Raw genomic sequence first — 6,996 nt, forward strand, 5'->3', positions numbered from 1 at the left:
GAACCGTCTCCACTCACACACTCGGGGGTCGTCGCTCGGCTAACGGCCAAGCTGTGTCGCCACAGATGCGCGATCTAGGGTCTCCTGACAGCGGACAAGGGTAAGTCGTTCCCAACCAGCTCTGTGCCTAGCGTGCGGCGACGTACGTTCGACCTTTGCGCCCCGCCTAAACGACTTGCACACTTCGTTACACACTGGACTAGGTGGTTGAACGAAAATAAACTGAATCAATCAGTTGCGGGAGCGCAGCGGACTTAAAATCCGCTTCTGCTTGCAGAGTGCCGGTTCGATCCCGGCCGCCCGCACCAGGCGCTACTTGTCGGCCGCCAGCGACCGCTTCACCGCCTCCTGGCTGACCGGTTGCAGGGGCGGGAAGCCCATGCCCATCAGGCGCTGGACCAGACCCACGAAGACGATCTGGTTCTCGGGGTCGACCCAGAACCAGGTGCCGGCCGCGCCGTCCCACAGGTAGCTGCCCTTGCCCATGGCCACCTTGGCGGCCCCGGGATCGGTGATCACCACGCCGTTGTAGCCGTACTCGTAGCCCGGCCGGATCCGCTGGATGCTGCCGATGCCGAAGCCGCCGGTGACGATCTGGGGCGGCAGGTGGGCGGTCATGATCTCGCGGGCCGTCTCGCGCTTGAGGATGCGCACGCCGTCCAGCGTTCCGCCGTTCAGCAGCATCTGGCCGAAGCGGCCATAGTCCGAGGCGGTGGTGACCAGCCCGCCGCCGCCGGAGGCGAAGCCCGGGGTGCGGTCGTAGGTCGAGCTGAACAGGCCGTCGGCGGACGGTGGCTGCAGCTTGCCGTCCTTCCACTCGTACAGAGCGGCGAAGCGATCGCGCTTGCCGACGGGCACGTGGAAGCCGGTGTCGACCATCTTCAGCGGCCCGAAGATCCGCGCCTGCATGAAGTCGGGCAGGGACCGGCCGGTGATCCGCTCGATGATCAGGCCCTGGACGTCCATGGCGATCGAGTACTTCCACCGCGCACCCGGCTCGTAGTCGAGCGGCAGGGCGGCGATCTTCTGGATCACCTCCGCGGAGGACTGACCGCGCATCGGGGGATTGGCGCGGTAGAGGTCCTCGACGTAGCCGGCCTCGAACCCGTAGGCGAAGCCGGCGGTGTGGGTCATGATCTGGCCGACGGTGGGCGGTGACGTCGGCGCCTCCAGGATCGGCTTGCCGTCGGGGCCCATGCCCTTGAAGACCTTGAGCCCGGCCAGCTCGGGCAGGAACTTCGCGATCGGGTCCTCGGGCTTCCACTTGCCTTCGTCGCGCAGCACGCCCATCGCCACGGCGGTGACCGGCTTGGTCATGGAGAAGGCGCGCACGATGGTGTCCATCCGCATCGGCGCGCCGCTGGCCAGGTCGCGCTCGCCGACCGCCGAGGCGTGGACCACGCGGCCCTTGTGGCGCGCCAGCGTGATCATTCCGGCCAGCTCGCCGCGCTCGACGTAGGGGTCCAGCGCCTCGTTGATCGGCGCCCAGCGCGGTTCGGCGGCCAGTGCCGCGGCGGGGACGACGAGGGCCAGGGCGGCGGCGAGCAGGGTCCTGCGGAGCATGGGCGTATCCGGTGAACGACGAACACCCAGCTTCGCCGGGCTCGGCGAGCAGCGCAATCGATTACAACGCGCAAGCCGCCCCCTTCTCCTTCCCCGCGACCATGCCTAGAAAAAGCGGTCCGGCGCGCGATCAAGATCGCCCGCCCTTCAAGTCGGGGTTCCCAATGAAATCGAAGTTCGCGGGCGTGTTCGCGGCCGTCGTCGGCCTGACCCAGGCCCATGCCCAGACGCCGCCCCAGCCGCCGGTCGAGAAGACGCAAGGCCCGGAGAACCAGGCCGACAAGCCGGCCGAACCGCAACCGCTGCCCACGCCGAGGCCGGGCTCGGCCCAGGGCGCCTCGGCCACGCCGGCCAAGCCCGCGAAGTGGGACGTCAACGCCCCGCCCGGCGCGACCATCCGCCAGGTCCCCATCAACGTCGACGAAGGGTCGTGGATCGACCTCGACGTCAGCCCGGACGGCAGGACCATCGCCTTCAACCTCTTGGGCGACATCTATGTGATGCCGATCGCCGGCGGAGCACCGACGCGGATCGCCGAGGGGCTGGCGTGGGAGGTGCAGCCGCGCTTCTCGCCCGACGGCAAGCGGATCGCCTTCACCTCCGACCGGGGTGGCGGCGACAACATCTGGATCATGAACGCCGACGGGTCCGACAAGCGGCAGGTGACCAAGGAGGACTTCCGGCTCCTCAACCAGCCCACCTGGAGCCCGGACGGCCGCTTCATCGCCGCCAAGAAGCACTTCACGACGGGCCGCTCGCTGGGGACCGGCGAGGTGTGGCTCTACCACGTGTCGGGCGGGGCCGGGGTCGCGCTGGTCAAGCGGCCGAACGAGCAGCACCAGAAGGAACTGGGCGAGCCGATCTTCGCCCGCGACGGCAAGAGCATCTTCTACTCGAAGAACGTCACGCCTGGCCCGATCTTCGAGTACGCGCAGGATAGCAACACCGACCTCTTCCACATCGAGCGCTACGACCTGGAGACGGGCGACGTCACGACCGCCGTGTCGGGCGCCGGCGGGTCGGTGCGGCCGACGCCGTCGCCGGACGGCAGGAAGATCGCCTTCGTCCGCCGCGAGCAGGCCAAGTCGAAGCTCTATGTGAAGGACATGACCTCGGGCGTGGAGACAAAGGTCTACGACGCCCTGGACCAGGACGTGCAGGAGGTGTGGGCGGTCAGCGGCGTCTATCCGAACATGGCCTGGACGCCGGACGGCAAGAGCGTGGTGTTCTGGGCGGGCGGCAAGATCCGGCGCGTCGACGCCGACGGGAAGAACGGCGCGGTGATCCCGTTCCGGGTGAACGACACCCGCGGCGTGATCGATGGGCCGCACCCGCAGATCACCGTCTCGCCGGACAAATTCACCACCAAGATGCCCCGCTTCGCCGCCGTCTCGCCGGACGGCAAGTCGGTGGTGTTCGAGACCCTGGGCAAGCTCTGGATCAAGCCTATGGCGGGCGGTGAGGCCAAGCGGCTCACCAAGGGCGGCGACGGCTTCGAGCTGTTCCCGGCCTGGTCGCGCGACGGCAAGCAGATCGCCTTCGTCGGCTGGACCGACAAGGACCTGGGCCGCATCCGGGTCGTGCCGGCGGCGGGCGGTGCGCCGCGGGACGTGACCACCCAGCCCGGGCACTTCGCGCGCCCGGCCTTCTCGCCGGACGGCAGGACAATCGTCTTCGAAAAGGGCGAAGGCGGCGGCCTGACCTCGGGCGACTGGTCGGACAATCGCGGAGTCTACCGGGTGGCGACGGCCGGCGGCGCGCCGGTGCGCGTGGCCAAGGGCATGGCCTCGCCGCAGTTCGGGGCCTCGAACGACCGCCTGTTCATGGTGGGGTCCGACAAGGGCAAGCAGCAGCTGGTGTCCGCCGACCTGAACGGGGAGGCCAGGCGCGTCCACGCGGCAGGCGAGCTGGTGGCCGACTACATCGTCTCGCCGAACGGCGAGCTGTTCGCCTTCCGGCAGAACTACGAGGTCAGCGTGATGCCGCTGATGCCGGGGACGCAGGAGGTGGCTGTCGACCTGAAGGGCGGGCCGTTGCCGGTGACCAAGGCCTCCAGCGGCGGGGCCGACTTCATCCACTGGTCGCAGGGCGGTGGGCAGCTGCATTGGAGCCTCGGGCGCACGGTCTACACCGTCGCGGCCAAGGACCTGTTCCCGTCGGCGCCTCCGGGCGAGAACGCGCCAAAGTTCCAGGCGCCGAAGACCGGCGTGTCGCTGTCGATGGACACCGCCGCCGACCGGCCGCGCGGGACCGTGGCGCTGACCGGCGCGCGGATCGTGACCATGGCCGCCGCCGACGGCGGGGTGATCGACGACGGGGTGATCGTGGTGCGCGACGACCGCATCGTGGCCGTGGGCAAGAAGGGCGCGGTCTCCGTACCGGCGGACGCCAAGGTCGTGGAGCTGACCGGCAAGACCATAATCCCGGGCCTGATCGACGCCCACGCCCACGGGCCGTACGGCGTCGACGAGCTGATCCCGCAGCAGAACTGGTCGATGATCGTGAACCTGGCGCTGGGCACCACCACGATCCACAACCCGTCCAGTCGCGCCTCGGAGGTCTTCGTCGCTCAGGAGATGCAGCGGGCGGGCATCGCGCTCGGCCCGCGCGTCTTCTCTACCGGCGAGGTGGTCTACGGCGCAAAGCAGGCCAGCAACTACGCCCAGATCGACAGCTTCGACGACGCGCTCGCGCATGTCCGGCGGCTGAAGGCCCAGGGCGCGCACAGCGTGAAGAACTACAACCAGCCCCGCCGTGAACAGCGCCAGCAGCTGACCGCCGCGGCCCGGCAGGAGGAGATGCAGGTGGTGGCCGAGGGCGGGGCGCTGTTCGGCCTCGACATGACCCACATCGCCGACGGCAACTCGACCATCGAGCACAACGTGCCGCTGTCGACCTTCTACGAGGACGTGCTGACCTTCTTCTCGGCCAGCAAGACCTACTACACGCCCACCCTGGTGGTGACCTTCGGCGGGCTGGCGGGCGACCCCTACTGGCGCTCGCACACCGACGTCTTCGAGCAGCCGATCCTGAAGCGCCACATCCCGCCGGCGCAGCTGCGCGCCGACAACGCGCGCCGGCCCATCGCGCCGGAGGCGGACTATGTGGACGACGAGAGCGCGCGCGAGGCGCACAAGCTGGCCAAGCGCGGCGTGCCGGTCTCGATCGGCGCGCACGGCCAGCACGACGGGATCGGGTCGCACTGGGAGCTGTGGTCGTTCGTGCGCGGCGGCATGACCCCGATGGAGGCGCTGCAGGCCGGCACCATCGTGCCGGCACGCTCATTGGGCATGGCCAACGACATCGGCTCGCTGGAGGCCGGCAAGCTGGCCGACCTCGTGGTGCTGGACGCCGACCCGACGGCCGACATCCGGAACAGCGAGAAGGTCCACCGCGTGATGCTGGGCGGCCGGCTCTACGACCCGCTGACCATGGACGAGGTGGTGACCGGCTCGCGCAAGCGCGCGCCGTACTGGTGGGAGCAGCCCTAGCGGCGGCGCTGGATCTGGCTGGGATCGTATCCGGTCTGGCGGTCGCGCGGCGTGTCGAAGCGATCGTCGGCCGGGATGACGCCGTTGAAGCGGCCCCAGGCGTCGCGGCTGTTGTAGTAGAAGCGCGGCGCGTCGGTGTTGGTCCGCGCGCCCTGGCCGTAGCTCAGGCCCGTCGGGCCGCCGCCGCCGCCCAGGTAGGAGTCGCGGATGTCCAGGCCCTGCTGCGCGGGCGCGGGCCGCAGGTGCTGTTGCTGGTCGCGGTTCGGCGCCGGCGAGACGGTGAGGGCCAGACTGGGCGTGGCGAGGGCCGCAAGGCCGAGCGCGATCAGGACCGGACGCATGAGCAGGACTCCGCTGGCGTGACGGGTCGAACCTAGGTCGCTATGACCGCGGCGGCAACCGCTGGCGTCAGGCGCGTCGGCGGGGCGCGGCGCCCGCGCCCATCTGCTCCCAGGCGGCCACGACACCGCGCTCGGCGAGGCCGGCGAACAGGCGCTGGACCGCATGGGCGTGGTCGTCAGCCAGCGCCTGGAACGGTCGCCGGGTAAGGAGGTCCTGCGCGACCGAGACTCCTTCGGGCGTCTTGCGGCAGAGCCCGGCCTCCATGAGCCGCGTGGCGTGGCGGCGAACGGTCTCGTTGGGCAGGCCCAGGCGACGCGACACGTGGGCGACGGTCGTCGACCTGAAGGGGACCGCGGCGAGGGCCCACTCCGCCTCCGGCGGCCAGGGAACCTCGTCCAGCGCCGCGACCAGTGTCGCCAGCAACGTGACGGCGGTGACCGCGTCGCCGCTTTCGCGCATCAGGCCGTCGATGCCCCGCAGGAGATAGTCTGCGATCAGCCGCGCGGCGCCGCGCAGGGGCACCCCGTCGTCGACGTCGTAGGACGTGGGCGGAAGCGGGTCGAGAAGGTCGCCCGCCAGCATCCGACCGTAGAAGCCCACCAGCCGGTCGTGGGCCGCCATCACGCTCTGGAAATAGGCGGGTGAGGTGAGGAACGCCTCCGGGATCACGACGCCGGCGCCCGGTACGATGGTGCAGACGCCCGCGATCTCCAGTCGCTTCAGCCGCCGCCGCGTCGTCTCGAACGGGATGCCCAACGAGTTGGCGATGGCGTTGATGCTGGCCGGCCGGCGCGCGTCGTCGGGCGCGGCGTTCTGGAGCGCGCCGTAGGCCTGGCGGGCGGTGGGATCGCGGGTCAGCGGCGCGATGTTGGCCTGGTTCACGGCGAGCACCAGCAGGGCGTCCAGCGGACTCAGCCCCGCGAGCCCTGCGGACACCTGGTCGAGGGTGAAGCTCAGCGACAGGCGCGAGATGGTCCATGCGCGCGGCGAGGGCGAGGCCATAGCCCGGTTACTTGCGCTCTGGCCGACGGGTGGGCAAGACCTCCGTTAGGGCAGCCCGCCCGCCGAGGCGACCCAGAACTCTCCTTACTCGCTTGCGAGCCGGGTCCGCGCCGGCCCTGACGCCGCGACGGGCGCGCCCCCGCCGATGTAGCCGAGTGTGGCGGCGCGCTGGATCGCCTGCGAGCGGCCGGCGACGCGCAGCTTGCGGGCGGCGTTGGTCACGTGGAACCGGACGGTCGGAAGCGAGATGGCGACGAGCTCGCCGATCTCGGCGTCTGTCTTCCCGGCGGCGGCCCACTTGAGGCACTGGATCTCGCGCCGCGTCAGGCGGGCGGGCGGCTCGTCGACGCCATGGACGGCATCCTCGTAGGTGGCGACGAAACGGAGCGCCAGGAGATGGAGCTCGCCGGCGTGGGCGGCGAACGCGCTCACCACGTCGACGTCCGGGTCGGGCGTCGCCCAGATCACCGCCCCGATCACCCCGCCCGGCAGGTAGACCGGGCAGACGATGGCGGCCCCCACGCCGTAGGTGTCGATGGGACCTTCGGCGGTGATGCCGTCCAGCGCCCGGTTCGGCCGCCACGACCCGAAGCGGCCC

General features: G+C 70.4%; 5 protein-coding genes. 1 reads left to right on the forward strand and 4 read right to left on the reverse strand.

The annotated features are described in order from the left end of the window. Positions 1–312 precede the first annotated feature (312 nt). Positions 313–1,563 (reverse strand): serine hydrolase domain-containing protein, encoded by a 1,251-nt coding sequence (locus VGD44_RS18810; RefSeq protein ID WP_331089908.1) that lies wholly within the window; start codon positions 1,561–1,563, stop codon positions 313–315. A 164-nt stretch (positions 1,564–1,727) separates the two neighbouring features. Between VGD44_RS18810 and VGD44_RS18815 the strand changes: the two genes are divergently transcribed. Then, positions 1,728–5,054: an amidohydrolase family protein gene (locus tag VGD44_RS18815; protein WP_331089909.1), complete on the forward strand. Its 3,327-nt coding sequence runs from the start codon at positions 1,728–1,730 to the stop codon at positions 5,052–5,054. Here VGD44_RS18815 and VGD44_RS18820 read toward each other — a convergent pair. The 3 genes from VGD44_RS18820 to VGD44_RS18830 all read right to left on the reverse strand — a co-directional run. After that, the gene (locus VGD44_RS18820) at positions 5,051–5,395 is read right to left on the reverse strand and encodes a hypothetical protein (RefSeq protein WP_331089910.1); all 345 of its coding nucleotides are present in this window, start codon (positions 5,393–5,395) and stop codon (positions 5,051–5,053) included. The two genes, VGD44_RS18815 and VGD44_RS18820, sit on opposite strands and share 4 nt — an antisense overlap. Before the next feature lie 67 nt (positions 5,396–5,462). Further along, complete coding sequence (locus VGD44_RS18825; RefSeq protein ID WP_331089911.1) at positions 5,463–6,398, reverse strand: Lrp/AsnC family transcriptional regulator; 936 nt, start codon at positions 6,396–6,398, stop codon at positions 5,463–5,465. An 84-nt stretch (positions 6,399–6,482) separates the two neighbouring features. Beyond that, positions 6,483–6,996, reverse strand: a 514-nt coding sequence (locus VGD44_RS18830; RefSeq protein WP_331089912.1) for a helix-turn-helix transcriptional regulator, incomplete at its 5' end; no start/stop codon positions are given.

This window comes from Phenylobacterium sp., assembly GCF_036402295.1.
Classification (GTDB): Bacteria; Pseudomonadota; Alphaproteobacteria; order Caulobacterales; family Caulobacteraceae; genus Phenylobacterium.